Genomic DNA, 21,349 nt, shown 5'->3' with positions numbered 1-21,349 from the left:
GCACCTATTCAGACCAATTCGGACAACTCGCTCGATGTCGCGGCCCACAGAGGGGTTGCGCCGGTGCGACACGGGGCGGCCTCCGGGGCGATCACGGAGCACGGCGTGTCGCCCGGTTCACCGCAACGGAGCGTGCTCGTCCAGGAAGTGCAGCAGTTCCGCGCGGCTCACCGCGCCGCCGATGCTGTGGAAGTCGGCGTCGAAGGCGTGCTCGCCGTACGGGAACGCCGCGTACACCACCTCGTCGCCCGCCGCGCGCAGCCGCTCGGCGAAGCCGTGCACCCGGTCCTCGAAGATGAGGTGGTCGGACGCGCCGGTGACCAGCAGCGTCGGCATCAGGCCCGGCCGCACCCGATCCAGCGCGGAGGCGTACTCGTAGCGCTGCGGATACCGCTCCGGGGAACCGCCGAGGTAGCTGACCGACACCCGCCGCGCGTATCCGGCCACCCCGTTGTCGTCGTAGGCGCCCGCCAGGTCGACCGCCGGGTAGAAACCGGCCACCGCGATCGGCGGGGCGGGCGGAGCACCGCCGCAGCTGCTCGCCGCGTCGTGGTCGGCGAGCGCGTACCCGGCGTTGATGCTCAGGCTGCCCCCGGCGGAACCGCCCGCCAGCACCAGCAGCGACGGGTCGACGCCGAGCTCCCCCGCGTGCCCCGCGACCCAGTTCATCGCGCACACCACGTCCGACGTCGCGTCGCGCCAGCGCACCGGTGGCGCCAGCCGGTAGTCGATGGAGATCACCGGATAGCCGTGGTCGGCGAGGTTCCGGTAGAGGGCGCGCTGCTCGTAGCGGCTGCCCGCGATGAATCCGCCGCCGTGCACCCACAGCACTGCGGGCCGGTTCGCGCCGGGCGTGCGCGGCGACCAGATCGAGGCCCGCAGCGGCGTCCCGTCCACGTCGGCGTACACCTCGGTCCGGTCCGGTGGCGCGGCAGGCGTCCCGGTGTCGACGAGGTCGGCGAGCCCGATGCTCGCCCCGCGGTCGTGCGCGAAGGACAGCTGCGCGCCCAGCACCACCAGCGACCCGAGCAGCGCGAACGCGCCGCCACCACCGAGCGCGGTCGCGCCGCGCCGCGATCCGGTGCGCCGGGCGAGCACCGCGAGCAGGCAGCACAGCAGCGACAGCAGCACGAACCCCAGCGCCCACCGGCCGACGTACCGCGAACCGAGCGCCCCCGCCACCGGCACCGCGGGGACGAGGGCTCCGAGCACGAACAGCACCAGGACCGCCGCGCACGCCAGCAGCGGCGGCACGGCGGCCCTGGCGAGCAGCGCTACGGCACCGGGCCGGTCGGTCTCAGGAGCCATGCCCCCACGTCTACCGGCAGCGCCGCGACGTCGCCCGGTGGGGCGACATCCGGGTTCGGGACGCCGCGGTCCCGGGCCGGGCGGCGCCGGTCAGCCCGAGATCCGTCGGCAGCCCGGTGTCCGCCGGGTGGGCGGTGTCCGCGGAGGGCGGTGTCCACCAGGTGACGCGGTGTCCGGGGGGTCGCCACCGCGACGGGCCGGGTCGTCGCATCGCCGTCCGCGGACTTCGCGGCGGGCTCTCGGCGCGCAGGACGCGCGCGGACCGGCCCGGCGACCGCGCGACCTCGGGCGACTCGACGAGCAGCACTGGCACCACCACGAGCCGGACCACGGGCTCGACCCGCCCGTGCCCGCTCCTCGACCAGCGGAGATCCGGGCGCGGGCCGGACGGCCCGCGCCTCCGGACACGTCAGTCGCGCGGGGTCTTCTTCCGGCCCGTGAACTTGTTGTACACGACCAGAACGATGATCGCGCCGATGATCGAGCCGATCCAGCCCACGGGTTGGAACCCGCGGAAACCGAAGGTCAGCGCCCCCAGCACCACGCCACCCACGACGGAGCCCACGATGCCGAGCACGATCGTCCGCAGCACTCCGATGTCGTCCTTGCCGGGCACGACGGCCCTGGCGATGAACCCGGCGATCAGGCCGAGCACGATCCAGCCGATGGCGGTACCGATCATCGCTTCCTCCTTCTGTCGGTGCCCCTCTCGGCGGAGACCCTACTTGGCGGAGATGCCCCGGGCCGAGCCTGCGCACGGGTGTGTTCGGGCAGATCGTTGACAAATTCCGTTGCCGATCCTGCAATGGAAGGATGACCGAACCCCCGTCCCCCGAGCTGGACGCGACGCTGGCCCAGGTGGGGCCGCGGCTGCGCGCGCTGCGCAAGCGCGGCCGGTTGACGCTGGCCGCGCTGTCCGAGGCCACCGGTATCTCGGTGAGCACGCTGTCCCGGCTCGAATCGGGCAGCCGCCGCCCGAGCCTGGAGCTGCTGCTGCCGCTGGCGAAGGCGCACCAGGTGCAGCTGGACGAGCTGGTGGGCGCGCCCGCCACCGGCGATCCGCGGATCCACGCGAAGCCGATCGTGCGCCACGGCCGGACGTTCCTGCCGCTGACCAGGCGTCCCGGCGGCGTCCAAGCCTTCAAGATGATCATCCCGGGCGGGTTGCGCGGTGAGCCGGATCCGCAGACCCACGAGGGATACGAGTGGTTCTACGTGCTCAACGGCGCGGTCCGGCTGGTGCTGGGCGACCAGGACCTGACCTTGCGGGCCGGCGAGGCGGCCGAGTTCGACACCCGGGTGCCGCACTGGTTCGGGCCCGCCACCGGCGATGCGGTGGAGCTGCTGGTCCTGTTCGGCCCGCAGGGCGAACGGATGCACGTGAAGTCGAAACCGGCCGGGTGACGCCGCCGCCCGGCCTCGGGCGGCGGCGCGGGATCAGTGCGAGCCCGGGGTGTAGTGCCCGGGGACGTTGCGGCTGGTGACCGCGATCCGGTTCCACGCGTTGATCACGGTGATGGCGGCGATGAGGTGCGCCAGTTCGGTCTCGTCGAACTGCGCGGCGGCCCGCTGGTAGACCTCGTCGGGCACGAACCCGTCGGTGAGCACGGTGATCGCCTCGGTGAGTTCGATCGCCGCGATCTCCCGAGCGGTGTAGAAGTGCCGCGACTCCTCCCACGCCGAGAGCTGCACGATCCGCTGCACCGACTCGCCGGCGGCGAGCGCGTCCTTGCTGTTCATGTCCAGGCAGAACGCGCAGTGGTTGAGCTGCGAGGCGCGGATCTTCACCAGTTCCAGCAGGGTCGGGTCGAGCCCCTTCCGGGCGGCGGCGTCGAGCCGGAGCATGCTCTTGTAGACGTCCGGCGCGAGTTCCGCCATGTTCAGCCGCGGGGTGTGCTCGGGTTCGTAGGAGTGCGTCATGCCCACGACGCTAGTGCCGCGAGGGCCCGCTCTCCTGGTCCACTTCGCGCCCGATCGGCTGGTCCAGTGCTGCGGGCCCGGCCCACCGGGCGCGCGGTCACTCCTCGATGCTGAAGTCCTGGCCGTACACCGCCCAGTGCAGCGGCGTGGTCAGCGCCAGGTTGCCCTCGTCCAGGAAGCGGCGCTGCGCGGTGTCGACGCGGCTGGTGTCGCTGTGCGCCTCCTCCTCGTTCATGGCCTCCACCCGGGCGTCCAGGAACGCGTGCAGGTACGCGGTCTCGTCGCCGCCGTCCGCGGGCGGGGTCGCGCGGTCCAGGGCGGCCTGGCGGATGGCGCCGAAGCTCGGCCAGTCCTGGCCGGGGCCGTGCATCACGATCGCGTCGTAGTAGGCGAACTGGCCGAGCGCGCCGAGCCCGTCGTCCTTGGCCTGCCGCACGGCCGGGTCGAAGTACACCCGGTCGCGTTCGGCTTCCTGCGCCTGCTGGAAGTCGGGGTCCTCGGCGGCCTGCGCCCAGGCGTCGGTGAAGCCGGGGTCGAGGCCCTCGTGCGAGTCGGTGCCGTCGACCTCGCGCAACGCGGGCAGGTAGTCGGCCAGCGGGTTGTCCGGCTTCGCCTCGGTGTAGGCCTCGACGAGCGCGAGCATGTCGCCGGTGCCGGAGCAGAAGCCGATGATCCCGGCGGTGTAGCCGCGGCCGTCGCCGATGTCCTCGATGTAGCCGAACTGAGCGCGCCAGTCCAGCGAGGAGTTCTCGGCGCTGGACACCAGCTGCATGGCGATGTCCTTGGTGTGCGGGTCGGCGAGGTCGCCTTCGGCGGCGGGCGCGGCCCGCAGCGCGGCGGGAGCGGCCGCCGGAGCCGCCTCGGGGACCGCCGACTGCGCGGGCAGCGCGGTGGCGCCCAGCGCGCCCGCGGCGACACCGGTGGCGAGCAGCAGCCGGAGGGTCCGCCGGGGCAGCGGCTTCGAGGGGGTGGCCATGTCGTCGGACTCCATCTTCGGGGTTCGGGTCTTCGGGATTCGGGTCTTCGGGGTTCGAGGCCGGTGAGCGTCGGGGGGCCCACCGGCACCGAGCAGCCAACCGGGGCCCACCGGGAGCGTCAACACCGGCCGCTCGGACGTGCACCGCGGCGGGCTCGGGTGCGCGGCTCCGCGCCTGTTCAGGACCGCGGTCGCGCCGGACAAGTGGGAAATTCCCCCCGACTCGCGGCGCGATCACCTGCGCGGACGGCTCCGCCGGTCGCCGCGGTCCGCTCCGCCGCGGGGAGCAGCCCCTGCGCGCCGCACCGGGAGGCGGAGAACACGTTCGGGCCGCCCGGCGTGGTTCCGGCGCCGTTGTCCGTGCAAAGATCCGCTGCGGTCTGTTGCAAGGAGCTTGCTGTTGCGAAGTGCTGGTGGATTCCTCGTTCTCGGGCTCGCGCTGGTGCTGGGCGGGTGCGGTTTCACCGGAGGCGGCGCGGACGAGGACGCGCTGGAGGTCGCGGTGACGATCCCGCCGCGCGCGGCCTGGTCGCCCGCCTCCGACGACGCGCTGCTGCTGCAGCGGCTCGGCGTCACCGACACCCTCGTGCACGCCGACGCCGACGGCGGTGCCCGCCCCGGGCTCGCCGAGAGCTGGCGGCGCACCTCCCCCACCGAGTGGCGGTTCACCCTCGCCGCGGGCCTGCGCTTCCAGTCCGGTGAGCCGGTGACCGCGCAGGCCGCCGCCGACTCGATCGACCGCGTCGTGCACGCCCCGGCCCCGCCGCGCGCGCTGAACGGCACCGTCGAACGGGCCACCGCGCTCGACGACCGCACCCTCGCCGTGCGCACCACCGGGCCCGACCCGATCCTGCCGCAGCGGCTCGGCGCCGCGAACGCCGCCGTCCTCGCGCCCGCCGCGATCCGCCCGGACGGCTCGGTGGACCCCGCGAAGGGCGTCGGCACCGGGCCATTCGAGATCACCGCCGTCGACGGGGACCGCGGCGCGCAGCTGCGCCGCTTCGACGGCCACCGCGGCGGACCGGCGAAGCTCGCCCGCGTCGACGTGCGCTTCGTGCCGGACGCCTCGGCCCGGGTCAACGGGCTGCGCAGCGGCGAGTTCGACCTGATCGACAAGGTGCCGGTCGCGCAGCTCGGCGAGATCCGCTCGGACCCGGCGCTGCGGGCCGACGCGGTGGACCTGCCGCGCACCACCGCGCTGCACCTGAACACCGCGCGCGGCCCGTTCGCCGATCCGCGGCTGCGCGCCGCCGCCCGCGCCGCCATCGACCGGGCGGGCCTGGTCAGCGGGGTGCTGCAGGGCCAGGGCGTCGCCGCGAGCCACTACTTCGGCCCGGCCGTGCCGTGGAGCGCCCAGCACCCGCCGCCCGCGCCCGACCCGGACGCGGCGCGCCGGGAGGTCACCGCGGTGCGCGGCGGCGCGCCCGTGCCGATCACCATCGGCACCTACCCGGACCGGCCCGAGCTGCCCGCGCTGACCACCGTCGTCGCCGACGAGCTCGGCCGCGCCGGGTTCGCGGTGCGGATCGTGCAGGAACCGGCCGGGAGCATCGAGCCGCGCATCCTGTCCGGGGAGCTCGACGGCGCGGTGTACTCGCGCAACCAGCTGGTCGACGTGCCCGATGCCGCCGCTCACCTGGCCAGCGACTTCAGCTGCCGCGGCGGGTTCAACCTGGACCACTTCTGCGCGCCCGAGCTGGACGCGCTGCTCGCCGAACTGCCCGCGATCAGCGATCCGGCGCGGCGCGCCGAGGTGTTCCGCCGCGCCGACGAGCTGCTCGCCGACCGGATCGCGGGCATCCCGCTGGTGCACGAGCAGCAGCGCTTCGCCTACCGGGACGCGGTGCGCGGAGTGCCCGCCGACCCGCTGGAACGGGAATTCCTCACCAAGGAGGTCGAGCTCGGATGAGCGCGCCGATCGTCGACTACTGGAACGACCGCGCCCGCCGCGGCTACGACCAGCAGCCCGGACAGGACCCGGCGCTGGACCTGTGGGCGAAGCGGATCTGCCCGCTCGTCGCCGACGCCGTCGGGCCGGGCGCTCGGGTGCTGGATTCGGGCTGCGGCACCGGATTCCTGGCCCGCATCCTCGCCGCCGACGGGCACCGCGTCACCGGGCAGGACGCCTCGCCGGGGATGCTGGCCGTCGCCGCCGAGCGCGCCGCCGCGGACGGGCTCGCCGTCGACTGGCTCACCGGCGTCGCCGAGGAACCGCCCGCCGGACCGTTCGACGTGGTCGTGACCCGCAACGTGCTGTGGACGCTGCCGGAACCGCAGCGGGCCGTGGACGCGTGGGCGCGGGTGCTGCGCCCCGGCGGGCTGCTGCTGATCAGCGACGGGCGGTGGGACGCGGCCTCCGTCGGCGACGACGCCGCCGAAGAGCGGTTCACCTCGTCCTATTCGGACACCGCGCCGGAACTGCCGATGGGCGTGGACTTCGCGGGCTGCGCCGACCTCGTCGACCGCGCCGGGTTCGCGGACCGCGCCGACCGCACGGCGCTGTTCGACGGCGCCCCCTACCCGAGCGCACCCGGGTTCTTCCTGCTGTCCGCTCGCGCCCCGCGGCGGTGACCGGGAGTCGCGGCCTGCTGCTGCGGCTGGCCGTGGCGCCGGTCGTGGCGGTGCTGATCGTGCTGGTCGCGGTGCTGCTGCCGGAGCTGACCGGGGTCGACGCGGCCCGCACGGTGCTCACCGCCCGCTACGCCGACGCCGATCCCGATCCGGCGCTGCTGGCCGGGATCCGCGCCGAGCTGGGCCTGGACGTGCCGCTGCCGCAGCGGATCGCGGCGCGGCTCGGCGCACTGCTCGGCGGCGATCCCGGCACCTCGTGGGTGTCGGGCGAACCGGTGTCCGCGCTGATCGGGCCTGCGCTGCAGGTGTCGGTGGGCATCATGCTCGGCGCCGCGGTGCTGTCGTTCCTGGTCGGCCACCTGGCCGGGCTGGTGGCCGCGCACCGGCCCGGATCGGTCGTGGACCGGGCGATCTCGGGACTGGTGCGGGTGTTCTCGGCGGTGCCGGAGTTCGCGCTCGCGCCGCTGCTGGTGCTGGTGTTCGCGGTCGGGCTGCACGCGCTGCCGAGTTCGGGCTGGCGCGGGCCGGAGTACGCGGTGCTGCCGCTGCTGTCGCTGGTGCCGTCGCTGGCCGTGCCGATCGCCGCCGTCACCCGGGAGCAGGTGGTGGCGCTGCGGCGGGAGAACTTCGCGGTCGCCGCCCGGGCCCGCGGGCTCGGCGAGACCCGGATCTGGGCGGTGCACCTGGCGCGGCCCGCGCTGCCCGCGGCGCTGTCGCTGCTCACCTACAACGCGGCCGGGGCGATCTCCGGCACCACCGCCATCGAGGTCGTCTTCGACATCCCCGGGCTGGGCAGCACCGTGGTGGAGGCGGTGCGGGCGCAGGACGTGCCCGTCGTGCAGGCCGGGCTGGTGGTGGCGGCGCTGGCCGCGCTCGCGGTCGGCGCGGTCGGCGACCTGCTCGGGCTGGCCGCCGAACCACGTGCGCGGCGAGAGGCCCTGACGTGAGGGCGCGGCGCTGGGCCGCGCTCGTCATCGCCGGGATCGGCGCGGTGGTGCTGGGCGTCGGGCTGACCGGCGATCCGCTGGTCACGGACATGGGAGCGGTGCTGCGGGCGCCGTCGCTCGCGCACCCGCTGGGCACCGACGAGCTCGGGCGGGACGTGCTGGCGCGGCTGGCGCACGGCGCGCTGCTCACCCTCGGCACCGCGGGGTCCGCGCTGGTCGTGGCGGTGCTGCTGGGAGTGCTCGCCGGATGCGCCACCGGGTGGAGCGCCTCCCCGGTCGCCGCGCTGGTGCGGGCCGGAGTGGACGTGGCCACCGCGCTGCCGCCGCTGATCGTCGCGCTGGTGACGACGCTGATCGCCGGGCCGAGCACGGCGGCGCTGCTGCTGGCGCTGGCCGGGGTGAGCTGGCTGCCGTTCGCGCGGCAGGCCGATGCGATGACCGCGCAGCTGCGGACCCGGAACTGGGTGCTGGCGCACCGGGCGCTCGGCGCGGGCCGGCTGCTGATCTGGCGGCGGTCGCTGCTGCCGTTCCTGGCCCCGGCGGCGGGGGCGCTGGCCGCGGTGCGGCTGCCCGCGCTGGTGAACACGGTGGCGGCGCTGGGTTTCCTGGGGCTCGGGCCACCGCCGCCGCGGCCGGAGTGGGGCGCGATGATCGCCGAGTCGGTGGACCACCTGGGCACCGCGCCGTGGCTGCTGGCGGCGCCGGTGTGCGCGCTGGTGGCGGTGCAGACGATCGTGACGGCGCTGGTCGCGGAGCGATAGCGGCCCCGGTCACCGCCGACGGCCGGTCACCACTGACGGGCGCTCACCACCGACGGGTGGTCACCACCGACGGCCGCTCACCGGCCGTGGAAGCGGGGCGCGCGGCGTTCGGTGCGGGCGCGGCTCGCCTCGGCGGCGTCCTCGCTGGCCCAGCAGGCGTCGTAGGCCTGCTCCAGGTCCGCGTCCGGGACCTCGGTGTCGAGCGAGTTCAGCGCGAGCTTCGCGTAGCGCAGCGACAGCGGCGCCAGCTCGGCGAGCTCCCGCGCCCAGTCCACCGCGTCCGCGTGGGTCCCGAGCCGGTCCACCAGGCCGCGCTCGTGGGCGGTCGTGGCGGGGAGGCGTTCCCCGGCGAGCAGCAGCGCGCGGGCCGGTCCGCCGCCCGCGAGCAGCGACAGCCGCCGCACCGTCCACGGGTCCACGGCGAGGCCGTTGCGGGCGGTGGGCACCGCGAAGTAGGCCTCCGGCGCGGCGACCCGCAGGTCGGCGGCGAGCGAGAGCTGCGCGCCCGCGCCGACGGCGGGCCCGTTGATCGCGGCGAGCACCGGCACCGGCGCGTCCAGCACGGACCGCAACGCGGTGTAGAGCGCGTCGCGGAACTCGTCGCCGTACACGCCGTCCAGGTCGGCGCCCGCGCAGAAGGTGCTGCCCTCGCCGGTGAGCACGAGCGCCCGGGCGCCCTGCTCGACCCGCTCGGTGACGGCGGCGGCGAGCCCGCGGCAGTGCTCGAGGTCGAGGGCGTTGCGCCGCTCGTGCCGGTCGAGCGCGATCAAGCCGACCGTCCCGTCCCACCCGGTGCTGATCATCGCGCGCATCCTCCCCGAACCCGGTGCCGTGCCGCCGCCAGTGCACCACCCGCGCGCCGACGGCGGTCCCCGCCCCGCACCAGATCACATCCACCGGACCGCGCTGAACGGTCGAACCGGCCGCTCACCTGCGCAGGCCCCGAGGAGACCGGGACCTCGGCCTCGTAGTGCCGGCGAGGGGCGGGACCAGCTCGGGAGGTGCGCGGCTCGGGCAGTACGGTTCCGGGGTGCGTGTCGAGGTGCTCTCCGATCATCCGCGGTCCGAGGCCCGCCGGACCGAACAGGCCGCGCGGGAGCGGCGCACCCGCTACGAGCAGGCGGTGGCGCAGGCGCGGGAGCGCCACGCCCGGCGCCGCTGGTGGCAGGTGTGGAAGCTGCCCGCCCAGTGGCGGGAGCTGCGCCGGTTGCAGGCCGCGCGCCCGACCGACGACGCTGCGGTCCAGGACCGGCTCGCCCAGCAGGAGGCGGGCATCGAGGCGGAGGACGCGGTGGCCACCGCGCTGGAACGCCTCTCCGACGACTGGATCGTGTTCCGCGGCTACCGCAACCGCCGCGGCGAGGTGGACCACCTGGTGGTCGGCCCCGGCGGGGTGTGGGCGATCGAGGTGAAGAACCACCCGGGCCGGGTGCACGCCGACGGCGATTCCTGGCGCTCGGAGGTGTTCGACCGCTACGGCAACCACGTCGAGGACCGCACCCTCGCGGACCGCAGCGGCCGGAGCTGGGGCCGCCAGGTGCGGGACGTGGCGAAGGCGCTCGCCGACTTCCTGCGGCAGCGCGGCCGCCAGGTGCTGGTGCGGCCGGCGCTGGTGGTGGTGAACCCGCGCGCGGAGATCGGTTCGGTGCGGCGCAGCGGCCTGGCGCTGGTCACCGCGAGCCTCGACGAGCTGGTGCGCACCTTGCGGCAGGCCCCGCCGACGCTGGGCCCGGCGTCCGCGGACGAGGTGGCGCGGCTGGTGCGCCGCGATCACGCCTTCCACGAGAAGCGCCGGGCGCAGCGGGACGGCTAGCGCCCGATCCGGGCGGCGGGCGCCGCCGAGACCAGGTGCAGCACGCGTTCCAGCGGCCCGCGCCCGAGCAGCGCCCGCCACACCACGGCGAACACCACGACGATCGCGGCCAGCAGCACCCACGCCAGGTGCGGTGCGACCTGCTGCAGCCCCGTCAGGCCGTCCGTCCCGATGGCCGCCAGCAGCACGATGTGCCCGGCGTAGGCGGTGAGCGCGAGCGAGCCCACGGCCGCGATCGGCGTCAGCACCCGCGCCCGCTCCACGAGCATGCACAGCCCGATGACCAGCAACGCCGCCCCGGTGGCCCCGACGACTTCGAACGGGCTGCCGCTGTGCGCGCCGGCCGAGAACAGCAGGAACGGGCTGCCCGTCCCGACGGCGCCGAAGCCCCTGCTCAGCAGCACGTCCACCAGCTCCGGCGGTACCGCGCCGCCGAAGGACGCCAGCACCTGCTCGCGGGCGCCGAAGACGTTCATCGCCAGCCACGACCCGCCGTAGCCGACCAGCGCCAGCCCGGCCCCCAGCAGCGCGACCCGGCCGCGCGCGGCGCGCAGGTCGATCCTGCCCAGCGCCATCCCGGCCAGCACGAACGGCAGCCAGGTCAGCACCGGGTAGCCGCCGTCCAGCAGCACGTGCTGGAACGCGGTGCCCGCCCCCGACCAGGACGTGAAGTCCTCGAACCGCGGAATCGCGCCCAACTCACCGGCGGGCGGCAGCGCGCTCCGGATCAGGTAGGACGCCAGCGGGGCGGCGATCGCCAGCACCGCGGCCAGCACGCCCAGCGTCGCGGCGCGCAGCCGCAGCAGCGGCAGGGCCAGCAGGAACAGCACGCCGTACGACGTGAGGATCACCATCACCGGCGCGCCGAGCGCGCTCAGCGCCAGCCCCAGCACGAACAGCACGACCGCGCGCACCGCGATCCGCACCGACACCTGCCGCCGCCGCAGGCCTTCGACGGGTGCCGTCCCGCCGCTGAGCAGCGCGATCGACAGCCCGGCCAGCACCGCGAACAGCGCGGCGGACCGGCCGGACACGAGTTCGCTCAGCAGGCTCTGCGGCGGCCCGGTGTGCGCGATGAACATGCCGAGCACGGCGAGTCCTCGCGCGATGTCCACGCCGATCAACCGCCCGGTTCCGGCAGGCCGGTGGATCGGTTCCGTCTCTGGGGAAGTGATTCCTGTCGTGCTCACCGGATCATGCTCGCCGGTGGGGCGGGCGGCGCGAATCGGCCGCTCGGTCAGCGCGCGTACGACCATCGGGCAGCGAGATCCCGCGTTTCCGGCTGATCGGACTAGGTGGGATCACCGATGCGCGCCACCCCGGCCCGGTAGACGATCCGTTCCGGCGGCAGCTCCGGCTCCGCTTCGGGGCGCCAGTGGGAGGGGGCGACGACGCCGGGCGGCACGACGTCCATGCCGTCCAGCAGGGCGCCGATCTGCTCGGGCGACCGCCAGTAGCTGGGCGGGTTGACGTCCCGGTACAGCTCGGCGATGCGGGCGGCGGTCTCCGGGGAGAGCCACTGGGCGGAGGAGTGCGAGAGGGCGAGGTAGCTGCCGGGGACGAGTTCGGCGACGTAGCGGTGCACGAGGTCGGCGACCTCCGCGTCGTCCTCGATGAAGTTGAGCACCGCGACCATGAGCAGCCCCATCGGCCGGGTGAAGTCGAGCAGCCCGGTCTCCGCGGCCCGCGCGAACACGACCTCGGGGTTCCGCACATCGGCGTCGATGATGTCGGCCTGCTTCTCGTCCACGAGCAGCTGCCGCGCGTGCGCGACGGTGACGGGTTCGTTGTCCACGTAGACGACGCGGGCGGCCGGGTCGACGCGGTGCGCGATGTCGTGCACGTTGCCCGCGGTCGGGATGCCGGAGCCGAGGTCGAGGAACTGGTCTACGCCCTGGTCGAGGAGGTACCGCACGACGCGGCCGAGGAAGGCCCGGTTGGCGCGGATCGAGGGCACCACGTCGGGGTTCACCGCGATGACCCGGTCGGCGGCCTCCCGGTCCGCTTCGAAGTTGGTGTAGCCGCCGAGGTAGTAGTCGTACATGCGGGCCGAGTTGGGGCGCCGCAGGTCGATGCCCTCGGTGCCGACGGGACGTTCGCCCGGCCACCGATCCATGGCCCCACCTCCGACTTCCCCGCGCACCTGCGTCCGCCGCGACGGTCCTGGACCGCGGTTCAGCTCTCGAACGGCCGCAGTCCGGCGAGCGCGGTCCTGATGCGCTCGGGCACGCGGACCGGGCGCCGCGTCTCCCGGTCGACGTACACGTGCACGAACCGGCCCACCGAGGCGGGCTCGTCGGCTCCCCCGCCGAACACGGCGAGGCGGTACACGACACTGGTATTGCCCACGCGCTCCAGGCCCACACCCACCTCGACGTCTTCGGGGAAGCCGAGTTCGGCGAGGTAGCGGCAGTTGGTCTCGACGACCAGCCCGATCTCGGGGAAGTCGCGGATGTCGGCACCGGTGGCACGGATCAGCCAGCCGTTCACCGCGGTGTCGAACCAGGAGTAGTGCACGACGTTGTTGACGTGGCCGTAGACGTCGTTGTCGGCCCACCTGGTGGTGATCGGCCAGAGCACGGCGAAGTCGCCGCGGCGGGGCAGGTCTTCGGCGGAGTCGGCCATGCCCGGACACTACTCGCCGGTAACGGCGGGCGGCTCCGGACGGTCGGCGATCTCGGCGCGGACGCGGTCCTCGATCGCGGGTTTGCGCAGCCCGAGGCCGGTGAGCACGCCGCCGCCGCCCTCGTGCTCCAGCAGGGCCAGCAGCAGGTGGCCGGTGTCGACGTGCTGGTGCTCCAGGCGCAGCGCCTCCCGGAAGGTCAGCTCCAGGACTTTCTTGGCTCCCGCGTCGAACGGGATGAGGGCGGGGACGTCGGCGCCGCCGGGCGGCAGCGGCGCGGTGGCGGCGCGGCGCAGCACGTCCGGGGTGATGCCTTCGGCGGTGAGCACGCGGGTGGCGGTGCAGCCGGGCGCGGCACCCTCGGACGCAGGGCCGTCGGACGCGGCGAGCAGGCCCAGCAGCAGGTGTTCGGTGCGGATCTCGACGTGCCCGGCGCCGTGCGCCTCGTTCTGGGCGGCGACGACGGCGCTGCGCGCGGGGCCGGTGAACCGGCTGAACCCCTGCTCCGGGGAGAGGCCGGAGCCGTTGAAGCGCTTCTGCGCGGCCTGCTTGGTGACGCCCATGCCGACGCCGATGTCCTTCCAGGACGCGCCGGAGCGGCGGGCCTGGTCCACGAAGTGGCCGATGAGGTGGTCGGAGATCTCGCCGAGGTGGTCGGCGGCGAGGACGGCGGCGGAGAGCCGGTCGAGCGCGTCGGTGTGCACGCTGGTGATCGCCGCGATGAGGTCGTCGAGGCGGACGGGCGGGGACAGCTGGAGGGGTTCACTCATGCGTCAACCATAGGTTGACGAAATCCATTGCGTCAACATCCGGTTGACGATGGTTCCGCGACGCGCTGCGCCGCCACCACCGCGGCCCGCCGGATCCCGGCGGCGTCCCGGTTCCGCGCGCCGCCGTCGAGCTTGCCGATCGCCAGCGCGGAGAGCGCCATCGACCGCGCGATGCCCAGCAGCACGATCAGCAGGTCCGCCGGATGCCAGGACGGGTCGACGTGCCCCTCCGCCTGCCCGCGCCGGATCTCGTCGATCTTCGGGCGCAGCGCGGTCAGCCGCAGGTCGTCGGCACCGAGCCGCTCCGGCTCGTCCAGGTCGATCCAGGCCTGCAACCGGGCGCTCTGCGGATGCTCCAGGTAGTGGTCGAACAACCTGCCCACGTAGCCGGGCACGTCCTCGCCGCGCAGCGCGGTCCGCTCGTCGATCTCGGCGACCCAGCGGCGCACGACCTCCTCGAACAGCACCTGCTTGCCGGGGAAGTAGGCGTAGAGCCGGTCCTTGCTGGCCTGCGCGTCGGCGGCGATGCGGTTGATCCGGGCGCCTGCCACGCCGTGGCGGGCGAACTCGGCGGTGGCGGCGGCGAGGATCCGCTCCCGGGTGGCGTGGCCGGCTGCGCGCATCGGGTGAGACTACCTTGCCGAACCGTTCGGTTCGGGAGTACGTTCGGCCGCCGAACCATCCGGTTCGGGAACTCGCAGCCGCAGGGAGCCGCCGTGCACCTCGACCAAGCCCGCACCCGGTTCGCCGAACTCCGGCGGCAGGACTCCGGCGTCTCCCCCGACGAACTCGACGAGATCTGGGCCGCGCTGCCGACCATCGCCGCCGCGGACGTGCTCGGCGCGTGGCGGGGCGCCGACTTCGCCACCGGCCACCGGCTGTCCCGGCAGCTGGTCGCGGCGCGCTGGCACGGCAAGACCTTCCACTCGGCGCTGGACGCGAAACCGCTCATCTGCCACGACGAATCCGGCGCACCGTTCTCCGACGTCCGGCTCGGCGGCGGCGAGGCGACGCTGTGGAACGTGGAGTTCCGGGGCGAGGTGACCGCGACGATGGTCTACGACGGGCGCCCGGTGCTCGACCACTTCAAGCCGGTCGACCCGGCCACCCTGATGGGGATCATGAACGGCAGGCCGGAGCAGGTGCTCGACGACGGCCGCCACTACTACTTCCTGCTCGAACGCGAGTGAACGCCCCGGCAGCGCAGGAGGTCCCGTGCAGATCACCGCGGCAGTGGCACCGGAACCCGGCGCCGAGTTCGTGCTGGAGGCCGTCGAGCTCGACGAGCCGCGCGCCGACGAGATCCTGGTCCGCGTCACCGCCGCCGGGCTGTGCCACACCGACCTGATCACCAAGGACGATCCGCGCAGACGCGAACCGATCGTGCTCGGCCACGAGACCACCGGGATCGTCGAGCGGACCGGCCGCGAGGTCACCGGGGTCCGGCCCGGTGACCGGGTGGTGCTCAGCTACCGCAGCTGCGGGGCGTGCCGCAGCTGCGCCGCGGGCGACCGGGCCTACTGCGCGCGGGCGCGGCGGCTCAACGGCTCGGGCAGGCGCCCGGACGGATCGCCGACGCTGACCTGGCGGGGCGCGCCGCTGGGCGGCTCGTTCTTCGGGCAGTCCGGGTTCGCCACGCACGCGCTGGCGACCGAGGACAACGCGGTGCGGCTGGACGGCGCGGTGGATCCGCTGGTGGCGGCGCCGCTGGGCTGCGGGTTCCAGACCGGGGCCGGGGCGGTGCTCAACGTGCTGCGCCCACCGCCGGACGGCAGCGTGGCGATCTTCGGTGCGGGCGGGGTGGGCCTGGCCGCGCTGCTCGCCGCCCGGGCGATCGGGGTCGGCACCACGATCGCGGTGGACGTGCTGGCCGAGCGCCGCGAGCTGGCGCTGCGGCTCGGCGCGACCGCCGCGCTGGACCCGGGCGAGGGCGAGGTGGCCGCGCGCATCGGGGAGCTCACCGGCGGCGGCGCGACGCACGCCGTGGAGGCGACCGGGCTGGCCCCGGTGTTCGAGGAGGCGCTGGCGGCGCTGGGCACCACCGGGATGCTGGCGGTCGTGGGGCTCGGCGCGACCTCCGCGCGGCTGGACCTGCGCGACCTGCTGCACCGCGGCAAGTCGGTGCGCGGCTGCATCGAGGGCGACGCGGTGCCGCAGCGGTTCATCCCGGAGCTGCTGGCGCTGCACGCGGCCGGGCGCTTCCCGCTCGGCGAGCTCGTCACCGCCTACCCCTTCGCCGACATCAACCGGGCGGTCGCCGACCAGCGCGCCGGGCGCGTGCTCAAACCGGTGCTCACCTGGTGATCCGCGCCCGGTTTCCCGCCGCGGGGCGGCGACCCTCCCCCGTCGGCGCTGCGGTCGCCGGGAACGGGTTGCACCGGCAGGTAGCGTGGGAGTCGGTTGAGCCCACAGCCGCGACAAGTCTTTCGCCACCGAGGGCGTGCGCTCGGCCGTCGTACCGCGGCATCGTCCGCGTTCGCCGCCCGCTCTCGGTACCCCCAGGAGGCGGCATGCATGTGACTCCCGTACGCACCACCAACGCGCTGGCACTGGAAGAGCAGGTCGGCATCTCGGCACGACGTCCGCCGACCCCTTCCGCGCCACCGCGCGCCGGGGGTGGGGCGCTCGGGCTCGAGCTGCACCGCCCCGACCCGGGAACCATCCTGCTCGCCGCCCGCGGTGAGCTCGACGCGGGCAACACCGGGCGGCTGCGCGAGCTGCTGTGGCACCGGCTGGCGTCCTGCACCGGAACCGTGGTGCTGGACCTGTCGGAGATCACCTTCGTGGACACGGCCTGCCTGCACCTGCTGGACCAGTGCCAGCGGCGGGCCGACCAGCACGACATCTCGTTCCGCGTGGTCCTCGACGAGCGCGGCCTGCTGGACCGGCTGCTGGAGCTGGCCGACGTGCAGGTGCGGTTCCTGACGTTCGCGGACCTGCCGGCCGCGCTGCGCTGACGAGTGCGGGGCCGTGCCGCCTGCCGGACGGCACGGCCGCGCGCTCACTCGGACCAGTCGATGCCGATCGCGCCGTCGGACACGAGCAGGAACTCGCAGCCGTCGACGGGATCGGCTTCCTCCGGCCCGTAGACGTGCCCGGCCTGCACGGCGCGCACCGAGCCCGCGCGCACCCAGCCCTCCTCGCCGAAGCGCAGCGCGCCCTTGACCATGTGGTAGGTCGTGTTGAACGGGTGGCTGTGCTCGGGGGCGGAGTAGCCGGGCGGGAACCAGGCGTAGAAGACGTTCGGCGCGAGGATCTTCACCTGGGCGGCGTGGTCGCCGCCGGGCAGGTGCGGGTCCTCGAACGGAACCCACGGCTCCTCGTCCAGGACCTTGGCCCAGACGGCGGGGGTGTCGTCGATGCTCATCGGTGGTGGATCTCCAGTCCGGGAACCGGGCGGCACGCTTCCTTCGCCGGACAGTGTGCTCCTCGACGATCACCGGCGATCCACCGACCCCGAACCGTTTTCGGGAATATACCGGCGGTTTTATGCCTCAGCCGGGATCATCTCATCACCGGATCGGGGCAACCGCGGCTCGGGCGAGACATCACTCCACTGAGGACTCTGATCGCCGAACATCCGGCAACCGCAACCCATTCCCCTTGCAGTCCACAATGGATCGCGCCGGACCGGGGCCGAGAACCGCACCCGAACCGGTGAAGCCCGTTGGCCCGAGTGACCGAACCGGGATACCGGCGGGTGGCCGCCGCGCACGACGACCACCCGCGGTCACGCTCAGCGGCCGAGGCCGCCGCGGAGGTTCGCGGTGTACCGCTCCCCCGCCGTCGAACCGGGCGGGAACGTCTCGGACAGCTCGGCGACCACCTCGGCGGGCAGTTCCAGCCGCGCCGCCTCCAGGTTCGCGTCCAGGTTCGCGGCGCGCCGCGTCCCCGGGATCGGGACCACGTCATCGCCCTGCGCGAGCAGCCAGGCCAGCGCCAGCGCGGCCGGAGTGGTGCCGAGCTCCTCGGCGCGGGTGCGCAACCGGTCGACGCGGGTCAGGTTCTGCTCCAGCGCCTCCTCCGCGAACCGCGGGTAGCGCGCCTGCCTGCCCTCCAGGTTCTCCACGTCGGCCGCGCTGCGGATGGACCCGCCGAGCACCCCGCGCCCCAGCGGCGAGTACGCCACCAGGCCGACGCCGAGCTCCCGCGCCGCGGGCAGCAGCTCCGCCTCCACGTCCCGGGTGAACAGCGAGTACTCCTCCTGCGTCACCGCGATCGGATGCACCGCGTGCGCCCGCCGCAGCGTGTCCGCGGAAACCTCGGAGACGCCGATGTGGCCGACCTTGCCCTGCTGCACGGCCTCCGCGATCGCGCCGACGCTGTCCTCGACCGGCGTGGACGGGTCCACCCGGTGCAGGTAGTACAGGTCGATCCGGTCGGTGCCGAGCCGCTTCAGGCTGGAATCGATCGCCTGCCGGATCCGCTCCGGGCGCCCCAGGCCCTCGCCGCCGCCCGCACCGGTCTTGGTGGCCAGCACGATCCGCTCGCGCAGCCCGCCGGACAGCGCCCGGCCGATCAGCTGCTCGTTGTGCCCGTTGCCGTAGACGTCGGCGGTGTCGATCAGCGTGATCCCGGCTTCGACGAGGTGCTGGACCAGCCGTTCGGACTCCGCGTCGTCGGCCGCGCCGTAGACCCCGGACAGCCCCATCGCGCCGTACCCGAGGGCGCTCACCGCGGGGCCGCTCGCGCCGAGCCGGTGTTGCGGGATGTCGTCTCGTCGAGTCAAAGCCATCAGTCGGTGACCTCCCTTGTCGCCGTCGTCCGCGCTCGGCCGCGCGGACCACCGTCCGTCCGGCGCAACGCAGCGGCACCTCCGACCGTTCCCGCCACCCCGGAACTTCCCGGATCGTGGGCCCTCCACCCAGGTGAGCGCCCCGAGCCCCCGAGCACGAACCAGTGGCCCACTCACCTCCCGAAACCGACCAGGTGAGTGGCCCATTCACCCAACGAGAATGGGCCGGTGGGCCATTCACCTGTCAAAACCGACCAGGTGAGTGGGCCCTTCGCCCAATGAGGGCGGGCCGGTGGGCCACTCACCTGTCGGGATCGGGCAGGTTGAGTGGGTCTTCGGGCCGGTGGGAGTGGCGGGTGGGGCGTTCACCTGGAGCCGGTGGGGTGGTCAGCTGTGCCAGTTGCGGTAGAGGCGCACCGCGTTGCGCAGCGCCATCGTGACCGTCATCGGGCCGATGCGCGGCACGAACACCCCGGCCGCGTCCACGATGTCGTCGTCGTAGTTCTTCAACGTGGAGAAGTTGATGCAGGTCGCGCCAGGCTTGATCTCCGCGGCGCGGACCAGCGGGAACTCGCGGGACGGCACCCCGGTCACCACCACGTCGGCCTCGGCCAGGGCGGTGGCGCGGTCGACGTCGGTCGGGCGGACCTGGAACGCGCCCTCCTCCTGGGCGGGCAGGTAGGACAGCGGGCCGTCCACGTCGAACGAGGTGACCTCGGCGCCGTCGTTCGCCATCATCGCCGCCAGCGGCTGGCCCACGATCTCGCTGCGGTTGAACACGCACGCCTTCAGGCCGGCCAGCGGCTGGGCGGCACCGGCCCGGGTGATCCCGGCCTGCTCGACGAGCTTGAGCACCGCGAGCGGGGTGCAGGGCAGCACGGCGCGCTTGGTGTGCTCGACGTCGATGTAGCGGCGGTTCTCGTAGAGGCAGCGGCTCCAGAACGAGTGCAGTCCCTCGACGTCCTTGCGCGGGTCGACGAGCTCGCGCAGCCAGCGGTCCTGCGCCGGCCCCATGATCGGGTAGTACAGGAAGATGCCGTGCACGCCCGGGTCGCTGCCCGCCTCGTGCACCGCGCGCTCGACCTCGCCCGCGGGCAGCACCCGCTGGTCGAAGCGGATGCCGACCTTCTCGCAGCCGCGCCGGGTGTACTCGGCGTAGGTCTGGGTGGGGCCGTCCCCTTCGACGCGGAAACCGGTCAGCGTCAGCGGTTCCGGCAGCGCCGCGACCTCGGCGCGGATCTCCGCGCGGAAGGTGTCGGCGAGGGCACTGGGGTTGAGGAGTCGAGCGGCCACGGGTAGTTCTCTAGCACAGCGGCCGGTCGTCGGCGACGCCGCCCCGGAGCGACCCGCAGCGCGCTGACCTCCTGTTCCACCGATCTCCCCGGGCTCGCGCGGGGCGGCGGCGGGCGGCGGTGTGTCCGATGTCAACCGCCGGAAGCGCATGATCGGGTGGTGCGCGCGGTCAGCCGAGCTCGGCGAGCTTCCGGAAGTCCCAGCTGCTGATCTTCGTCGGGGTGACCCGCAGCCAGCCGTGCCTGCCGTCGTGGATCATCTCGTCGCCGCCGAGGTACTTGCGGGCGAACAGCAGCTCGATCTCGGCGAGGGCCGGTTCGGGTTCGCCGGTGCGCGGGGCCTCGCCGACGACCTCGGCGGTGCCGGTGAGCTCCACGCCGCGCAGCTCCTGGTACTCGGTGCCCGCGTCGACGACGACACTGATCCGCGGGTCGCGCACCAGGTCGGCCCAGCGCTTGCTGCGGGTGAGGGAGTTCAGCCACAGCGCGGTGCCGTCCCAGCCGAACCAGAGCGGGGTGGCGTGCGGCCCGTCCGGCCCGATGGTGGCGACCCGGCAGGTGCGTTCGGCGGCGAGGAACGCGTCGCGCTCCTCCTGGCTCATGGCGATCCGGCGGCCGCGCTTCTGCGGCCGGAGCTCGTCGGTCATGCGCGCTCCCCTCCTGCCCCGAGGTGCTCGGCGAAGAACGCCAGCACCCGGCGCCAGGCGTCCTCGTCCGATTCCCGGTGGTAGCCGATCCCGGCGACCCGCAGCAGCGGACCGAACGGGCCGACCTTCAGCTTGTTGGCGAAGCCGTGCCCGGCTTCGGGATACTCCTTGACGTCGTGCGGCACGCCGAGCTCGGTGAGGTGCGCTTCGAGCTGGTCGGCGGCGCCCTGGAGCGCGCGGTCCTTCCCGCCGAAGCTGGCGACGACGGGGCAGGCGCCGTCGAGCACGGCACGGTCGTGCGGGACCTGCCCGTAGTAGGGCGCCGCGGCGTCGAAGCCGCGGGGCGCGGCGAGCAGCGCGAACCCGCCGCCCATGCAGAAGCCGACGACGCCGACCTTCCCGGTGCAGTCCGCCCGGTCGGCCAGCGCGCGCCGGGCCGCTTCGACGTCGTCGAAGGCCTGCCCGCTGCCGGTGCTGAGCTGGCGGAACACGGTGCGCACGCAGCGGGCGAACCCGCCGCGGGTGTAGAGGTCCGGCGCGATGGCGAGGAAGCCCTCGGCGGCGAACCGGTCGGTGATGGCGCGCGCGTCGTCGGTCATGCCGAACGCGTCGTGCACGACGACCACGCCGGGCCACGGGGGCGCCCCGGAGATCGAGGGGTAGGGCGCCGCGAGGTGGGCGCGGAGGTCGCCGTCTGAGGTGGGCACGGTCGTGGTCACGACCTCGAACCTAACCCCGCAGCACGGCGCTGTCACTCGCCCGCCCACCCCCGAACGAGCGTGGCGCGGCCCCGGAAGAGGATCGCACCACCCATCCACAATGGACTGAACCCCATCGCCGAACCCGCACCGCGGTTCGTGCCTTCTTCCTGTCAGCGGCGAAGCCGATGAGCTGCCGACCACCGGAGCAACCGGGCCACCCGCGGGTTCTCAGCGCTTTCCTCGCGAGGACAGCGATTTCTCCTGTGGCGGAGCCACCGGTGAAAT

The 21,349-nt window shown here is 74.2% G+C and carries 24 protein-coding genes; 9 read left to right on the top strand and 15 right to left on the bottom strand.

The genetic code is table 11. The features are described from left to right. Positions 1-117 precede the first annotated feature (117 nt). On the bottom strand, positions 118-1,308 hold the full coding sequence (locus ABZ805_RS02445; RefSeq protein ID WP_358433126.1) for an alpha/beta hydrolase: 1,191 nt from the start codon (positions 1,306-1,308) through the stop codon (positions 118-120). Between the two features lie 409 nt (positions 1,309-1,717). Further along, entirely contained in the window at positions 1,718-1,990 is a 273-nt protein-coding gene (locus ABZ805_RS02440) for a GlsB/YeaQ/YmgE family stress response membrane protein (RefSeq protein ID WP_358433124.1), read from the bottom strand. 131 nt (positions 1,991-2,121) lie between these two features. Between ABZ805_RS02440 and ABZ805_RS02435 the strand changes: the two genes are divergently transcribed. Next, the gene (locus tag ABZ805_RS02435) at positions 2,122-2,712 is read left to right on the top strand and encodes an XRE family transcriptional regulator (protein ID WP_358433122.1); all 591 of its coding nucleotides are present in this window, start codon (positions 2,122-2,124) and stop codon (positions 2,710-2,712) included. Between the two features lie 33 nt (positions 2,713-2,745). On the opposite strand, the gene ABZ805_RS02430 is transcribed toward ABZ805_RS02435, so the two are convergent. Beyond that, positions 2,746-3,228 carry a carboxymuconolactone decarboxylase family protein gene (locus ABZ805_RS02430; protein ID WP_358433120.1) on the bottom strand — a complete coding sequence of 161 codons (483 nt, stop codon included), beginning with the start codon at positions 3,226-3,228 and terminating at the stop codon, positions 2,746-2,748. 97 nt (positions 3,229-3,325) lie between these two features. Then, the gene (locus ABZ805_RS02425) at positions 3,326-4,204 is read right to left on the bottom strand and encodes a chitosanase (RefSeq protein WP_358433118.1); all 879 of its coding nucleotides are present in this window, start codon (positions 4,202-4,204) and stop codon (positions 3,326-3,328) included. 400 nt (positions 4,205-4,604) lie between these two features. Between ABZ805_RS02425 and ABZ805_RS02420 the strand changes: the two genes are divergently transcribed. From ABZ805_RS02420 to ABZ805_RS02405, 4 genes are read left to right on the top strand one after another with little or no spacing between them, the layout of a single operon-like run. Beyond that, positions 4,605-6,113 carry an ABC transporter substrate-binding protein gene (locus ABZ805_RS02420; RefSeq protein WP_358433117.1) on the top strand — a complete coding sequence of 503 codons (1,509 nt, stop codon included), beginning with the start codon at positions 4,605-4,607 and terminating at the stop codon, positions 6,111-6,113. After that, complete coding sequence (locus ABZ805_RS02415; RefSeq protein ID WP_358433115.1) at positions 6,110-6,775, top strand: class I SAM-dependent methyltransferase; 666 nt, start codon at positions 6,110-6,112, stop codon at positions 6,773-6,775. Before ABZ805_RS02420 ends, ABZ805_RS02415 begins: the two co-directional genes overlap by 4 nt. After that, a complete protein-coding gene (locus ABZ805_RS02410) occupies positions 6,772-7,722 on the top strand; it encodes an ABC transporter permease (protein ID WP_358433113.1) in 951 nt (316 codons plus the stop codon). The genes ABZ805_RS02415 and ABZ805_RS02410 overlap by 4 nt, the downstream gene beginning before the upstream one ends. After that, positions 7,719-8,483: an ABC transporter permease subunit gene (locus tag ABZ805_RS02405; RefSeq protein WP_358433111.1), complete on the top strand. Its 765-nt coding sequence runs from the start codon at positions 7,719-7,721 to the stop codon at positions 8,481-8,483. Before ABZ805_RS02410 ends, ABZ805_RS02405 begins: the two co-directional genes overlap by 4 nt. 77 nt (positions 8,484-8,560) lie before the next feature. Here ABZ805_RS02405 and ABZ805_RS02400 read toward each other — a convergent pair whose 3' ends face one another. Next, positions 8,561-9,286 carry an enoyl-CoA hydratase gene (locus tag ABZ805_RS02400; RefSeq protein WP_358433109.1) on the bottom strand — a complete coding sequence of 242 codons (726 nt, stop codon included), beginning with the start codon at positions 9,284-9,286 and terminating at the stop codon, positions 8,561-8,563. Positions 9,287-9,513: 227 nt separating this feature from the next. On the opposite strand from ABZ805_RS02400, the gene ABZ805_RS02395 reads away from it, so the two are divergent. Next, a complete protein-coding gene (locus ABZ805_RS02395; RefSeq protein WP_358433107.1) occupies positions 9,514-10,296 on the top strand; it encodes a nuclease-related domain-containing protein in 783 nt (260 codons plus the stop codon). Here ABZ805_RS02395 and ABZ805_RS02390 read toward each other — a convergent pair. The 5 genes from ABZ805_RS02390 to ABZ805_RS02370 form a co-directional block, all read right to left on the bottom strand. Next, entirely contained in the window at positions 10,293-11,411 is a 1,119-nt protein-coding gene (locus ABZ805_RS02390; RefSeq protein WP_358433105.1) for a DUF418 domain-containing protein, read from the bottom strand. The two genes, ABZ805_RS02395 and ABZ805_RS02390, sit on opposite strands and share 4 nt — an antisense overlap. Before the next feature lie 176 nt (positions 11,412-11,587). Continuing rightward, entirely contained in the window at positions 11,588-12,412 is an 825-nt protein-coding gene (locus ABZ805_RS02385; RefSeq protein WP_358433103.1) for an SAM-dependent methyltransferase, read from the bottom strand. A 59-nt stretch (positions 12,413-12,471) separates the two neighbouring features. Beyond that, positions 12,472-12,921 (bottom strand): thioesterase family protein, encoded by a 450-nt coding sequence (locus ABZ805_RS02380; protein ID WP_358433101.1) that lies wholly within the window; start codon positions 12,919-12,921, stop codon positions 12,472-12,474. Between the two features lie 9 nt (positions 12,922-12,930). Further along, positions 12,931-13,689, bottom strand: coding sequence for a Clp protease N-terminal domain-containing protein (locus tag ABZ805_RS02375; RefSeq protein WP_358433099.1), 759 nt, complete (start codon positions 13,687-13,689; stop codon positions 12,931-12,933). Positions 13,690-13,721: 32 nt separating this feature from the next. Further along, the gene (locus ABZ805_RS02370; RefSeq protein ID WP_358433097.1) at positions 13,722-14,312 is read right to left on the bottom strand and encodes a TetR family transcriptional regulator; all 591 of its coding nucleotides are present in this window, start codon (positions 14,310-14,312) and stop codon (positions 13,722-13,724) included. 93 nt (positions 14,313-14,405) lie between these two features. On the opposite strand from ABZ805_RS02370, the gene ABZ805_RS02365 reads away from it, so the two are divergent. The 3 genes from ABZ805_RS02365 to ABZ805_RS02355 all read left to right on the top strand — a co-directional run bounded on the left by ABZ805_RS02365 (position 14,406) and on the right by ABZ805_RS02355 (position 16,646). Further along, positions 14,406-14,879, top strand: coding sequence for a DUF4334 domain-containing protein (locus tag ABZ805_RS02365; protein ID WP_358433096.1), 474 nt, complete (start codon positions 14,406-14,408; stop codon positions 14,877-14,879). A gap of 25 nt (positions 14,880-14,904) precedes the next feature. Beyond that, complete coding sequence (locus ABZ805_RS02360) at positions 14,905-15,993, top strand: NAD(P)-dependent alcohol dehydrogenase (RefSeq protein WP_358433095.1); 1,089 nt, start codon at positions 14,905-14,907, stop codon at positions 15,991-15,993. 206 nt (positions 15,994-16,199) lie between these two features. Then, positions 16,200-16,646 (top strand): STAS domain-containing protein, encoded by a 447-nt coding sequence (locus ABZ805_RS02355; RefSeq protein ID WP_358433094.1) that lies wholly within the window; start codon positions 16,200-16,202, stop codon positions 16,644-16,646. Between the two features lie 44 nt (positions 16,647-16,690). On the opposite strand, the gene ABZ805_RS02350 is transcribed toward ABZ805_RS02355, so the two are convergent. The 5 genes from ABZ805_RS02350 to ABZ805_RS02330 all read right to left on the bottom strand — a co-directional run bounded on the left by ABZ805_RS02350 (position 16,691) and on the right by ABZ805_RS02330 (position 21,082). Continuing rightward, positions 16,691-17,056 (bottom strand): hypothetical protein, encoded by a 366-nt coding sequence (locus tag ABZ805_RS02350; protein ID WP_358433093.1) that lies wholly within the window; start codon positions 17,054-17,056, stop codon positions 16,691-16,693. Positions 17,057-17,425: 369 nt separating this feature from the next. Further along, a complete protein-coding gene (locus tag ABZ805_RS02345) occupies positions 17,426-18,424 on the bottom strand; it encodes an aldo/keto reductase (RefSeq protein WP_358433092.1) in 999 nt (332 codons plus the stop codon). Positions 18,425-18,811: 387 nt separating this feature from the next. After that, positions 18,812-19,717 (bottom strand): bifunctional methylenetetrahydrofolate dehydrogenase/methenyltetrahydrofolate cyclohydrolase, encoded by a 906-nt coding sequence (locus ABZ805_RS02340; RefSeq protein WP_358433090.1) that lies wholly within the window; start codon positions 19,715-19,717, stop codon positions 18,812-18,814. Positions 19,718-19,886: 169 nt separating this feature from the next. Then, a complete protein-coding gene (locus ABZ805_RS02335; RefSeq protein WP_358433088.1) occupies positions 19,887-20,363 on the bottom strand; it encodes a pyridoxamine 5'-phosphate oxidase family protein in 477 nt (158 codons plus the stop codon). After that, entirely contained in the window at positions 20,360-21,082 is a 723-nt protein-coding gene (locus ABZ805_RS02330; RefSeq protein WP_358433086.1) for a dienelactone hydrolase family protein, read from the bottom strand. The genes ABZ805_RS02335 and ABZ805_RS02330 overlap by 4 nt, the downstream gene beginning before the upstream one ends. Between the last annotated feature and the right edge of the window lie 267 nt (positions 21,083-21,349).

Source organism: Saccharopolyspora sp. NPDC047091 (genome assembly GCF_040643635.1).
Classification (GTDB): domain Bacteria; phylum Actinomycetota; class Actinomycetes; order Mycobacteriales; family Pseudonocardiaceae; genus Saccharopolyspora_C.
This window is presented reverse-complemented; position numbering and strand designations above follow the sequence as displayed.